Consider the following 3,030-nt stretch of genomic DNA (forward strand, 5'->3'; position numbering starts at 1 on the left):
GGCGGGGGTGGCGATGCGCTTCTGGTCGCCGGGGGCGGCGCCCGCCGGGCGGATGCCGGGGGTGACGATGAGCTTGCCCCTCGCCTCGGGGAGGGCGCGGAGGCGGGCGGCTTCCTGCGGCGAGGCGATGACGCCGTCGGCGCCGGCCGCGAAGGCGCGGGCCGCGCGCTCGAGGACGAGGTCGGGGAGGGCGCCGTCGCGGAGGAGGGCGGCGTCGAGGTCGGCGCGGTCGAGCGAGGTGAGGATGGTGACGGCGAGGAGCCTGGTGGGGGCGTCGCCGCGGCCCTCGGCGGCGGCGGCGACTACGTGCGGGTCGCCGTGGACGGTGAGGAAGTCGGGCGCGATGCTGGCGGCGAGGCCGCGGGTGGCGGCGGCGACGGTGGCGCCGATGTCGAAGAGCTTCATGTCGAGGAAGACGCGCTTGCCCTGGGCCTTGAGCTGGCGGGCGAGGTCGAGGCCGCCGGTGGCGAGGAGGCCGAGGCCGATCTTGTAGAAGCCGATCTCGTCGCCGAGGGTGGCGACCATGGCGCGGGCGGCGGGGGCGTCGGGGAGGTCGAGGCCTACGATCAGGCGGTCATCCATGGGGCGCGCTCCGGCTGCTCCGCGTGCCGTGGCGCGGGGCGGGGGGGATGTCAAGCCTGCTGCGCGGCGCGGGCGGCGAGGAAGGCCCGGGTGAGTTCGGCGAGGACGGAGCGGGCGGGTTTCGGGGCGCCGAGGTGGAGGTGGCGGAGTTCGGCCATGAAGGCCTCGAGGAGGGGGTGGCCGCCGTCCTGGAGGAGCTGGGCGCGGATGGCGAGGTCGGGGGTGACCGGCTGGTGGGCGAGGCCCCAGGCGGACATCTCGGCGATGACGGGCAGGAGCCGGATGGCGGGCTCGGTGAGGCTGTAGGTCGCCTTCTGCTTGTGGTCGGGGTCGGGGGTGCGGGTGACGAGGCCGACGGCCTGGAGGTGCTTGAGGCGGGCGGCGAGGATGTTGGAGGCGATGCCCTCCTCGGAGCCGGCGAGGAGCTCGCGGAAGTGGCGGCGGTTGCCGAACATCATGTCGCGCAGGACGATGAGGCTCCAGCGGTCGCCGATCACCTCGAGGGTGAGGTTGATCGGGCAGCCGGAGCGGCCTTGGTCGCGCATCTGGGCGGGAATCCTCTCTGGTCGGCGTTACTGGTTGCAAAATAGGATCGGTATGTGTAGGACGCAACTGGTTGTGAACCGCAATCGGAATCGGGAGGTTGGCATGGGAGAGGTGGTCGTCTGGAACCTGGTCACGCTGGATGGATACTTCGAGGGGCCCGAGCCTTGGGACCTGGGGTTCCACGAGCTGGCCTGGGGGCCGGAGCTCCGGGCGCTGAGCGAGGAGTTCGGGAGGAAGGCGGAGGCGCTGGTGTTCGGGCGGAAGACCTACGAGGGGATGGCGGCCTACTGGACGACCGCCGAGGACGAGGGGGAGATCAAGGCCTACATGAACGCGCTGCCGAAGCTGGTGGCGTCGCGGACGCTGGCGGAGGCGGCCTGGAACAACAGCCGGGCGACGGCGGACATCGTGGGCGAGCTTCGGGCGCTGAAGGGGCGCACGGAGCGGCCGGTCTATATCTTCGGGAGCGGGGAGCTGGTGCGGTCGCTGCTGCCGGAGGGGGTGATCGACGAGATCAGGCTGGCGGTGGTGCCGGTGATCCTCGGGCGGGGGCGGCGGCTCTTCGGCGAGGGGGAGCGGGTGGGGCTGACGCTGCGCTCGGCGGAGGGGCTGGCGAACGGGACGGTGCTGCTCAGGTATGCGGTGGGCTGAGGTCGGCGCATGATGGACATGGCGGTTGATCGGGCGGCGCGGCGGGCTAGCATCGCGCGGATGCAGTCACCGGCGCCGCTCGCGATCTCCGCCCGCGGTCTCGTGCGGAGCTTCGGCTCGGTGCGGGCGGTGGCGGGCATCGACCTGGAGGTGGCGCGCGGGGCGATCTTCGCGGTGCTGGGGCCGAACGGGGCCGGGAAGACCACGCTGATGCGGATGCTGGCGACGCTGCTCCGGCCGGACGCGGGCGAGGCGGCGGTGATGGGGCATGACCTGCTGGCGGCGCCGGAGAAGGTCCGGGCCTCGATCGCGATGACCGGGCAGTTCGCCTCGCTCGACGAGGATCTGACGGGGCGGGAGAACCTGGTGCTGCTGGCGCGGCTGCTGGGGTTCTCCTGGCGGGGGGCGCGGGGGCGGGCGGACGAATTGCTCGCGGCGTTTTCGCTCAGCGATGCGGCGGGGCGGCAGGTGAAGGACTATTCCGGGGGGATGCGGCGGCGGCTGGATATCGCGGCGTCGCTGGTGGTGACGCCGGGAGTCTTGTTTCTCGACGAGCCGACCACCGGGCTCGACCCTGCGGCGCGGCAGGAGGTCTGGGGCATGATCCGTGGGCTGGCGGGGGCGGGGGTCACGATCCTGCTCACGACGCAGTACATGGACGAGGCGGACCAGCTGGCGGACCGGATCGCGGTGATCGATCACGGGCGGAAGATCGCGGAAGGGACGAGCCGGGAGCTGAAGGCGGCGACCGGGCAGGGGACGCTGAGCGTGGCGCTGGCGGATCCGGGACGGATCGAGGAGGCGGCGGCGCTTCTGGCCGGGGGGCTGGGGGCGGCGGTGCAGCGGGGCGTGGAGGGGGGGCGGCTGACGGTGGCCTGCGGGTCGGCGGAGGCGGCGGCTGAGGCGGTGGCGGCGCTGGCGGCGGCGGGGATGGAGCCGGCGGACTTCGCCATGGGGTCGCCGAGCCTCGACGAGGTCTTCTTCGCGCTGACCGGGCACGGGACGGAGGTGGAGGGATGAGCGGGGATCCGTTTCGGCTGACCTCGATGCCGGCGCCGCCGGCGCCTTCGGCCTTTTCCAATGCGATCGCGTTCGGGTGGCGGGCGGTCTTGAAGTTCCGGCACGTGCCGGAGCAGCTCTTCGATCTGGTCATGACGCCGATCATGTTCACGCTGCTCTTCACCTTCGTGTTCGGAGGGGCGCTGGCCGGGTCGCCGCGGGAGTATCTGCAGTTCTTCCTGCCGGGGATCC

The 3,030-nt window shown here is 72.7% G+C and carries 4 protein-coding genes and 1 pseudogene; 3 read left to right on the top strand and 2 right to left on the bottom strand.

Annotation, left to right across the window (positions count from 1 at the left end; translation table 11 throughout):
* Together pyrF and Q0112_RS16510 are read right to left on the bottom strand one after the other, a co-directional pair.
* Positions 1–582 (bottom strand): orotidine-5'-phosphate decarboxylase (pyrF, locus tag Q0112_RS16505; protein WP_297977079.1); only part of this gene is annotated, 582 nt, incomplete at its 3' end.
* Positions 583–632: 50 nt separating this feature from the next.
* Positions 633–1,127, bottom strand: coding sequence for a helix-turn-helix domain-containing protein (locus Q0112_RS16510; RefSeq protein WP_297977080.1), 495 nt, complete (start codon positions 1,125–1,127; stop codon positions 633–635).
* Between the two features lie 103 nt (positions 1,128–1,230).
* Between Q0112_RS16510 and Q0112_RS16515 the strand changes: the two genes are divergently transcribed.
* The 3 genes and pseudogenes from Q0112_RS16515 to Q0112_RS16525 all read left to right on the top strand — a co-directional run.
* On the top strand, positions 1,231–1,779 hold the full coding sequence (locus tag Q0112_RS16515; protein WP_297977081.1) for a dihydrofolate reductase family protein: 549 nt from the start codon (positions 1,231–1,233) through the stop codon (positions 1,777–1,779).
* Positions 1,780–1,797: 18 nt separating this feature from the next.
* The gene (locus Q0112_RS16520) at positions 1,798–2,799 is read left to right on the top strand and encodes an ATP-binding cassette domain-containing protein (RefSeq protein WP_297977082.1); all 1,002 of its coding nucleotides are present in this window, start codon (positions 1,798–1,800) and stop codon (positions 2,797–2,799) included.
* Positions 2,796–3,030 (top strand): annotated as a pseudogene (locus Q0112_RS16525) (ABC transporter permease); the annotation flags it as partial. The gene Q0112_RS16520 and the pseudogene Q0112_RS16525, both read left to right, overlap by 4 nt.

Source organism: uncultured Amaricoccus sp. (genome assembly GCF_937858865.1).
Taxonomy (GTDB): Bacteria; Pseudomonadota; Alphaproteobacteria; order Rhodobacterales; family Rhodobacteraceae; genus Amaricoccus.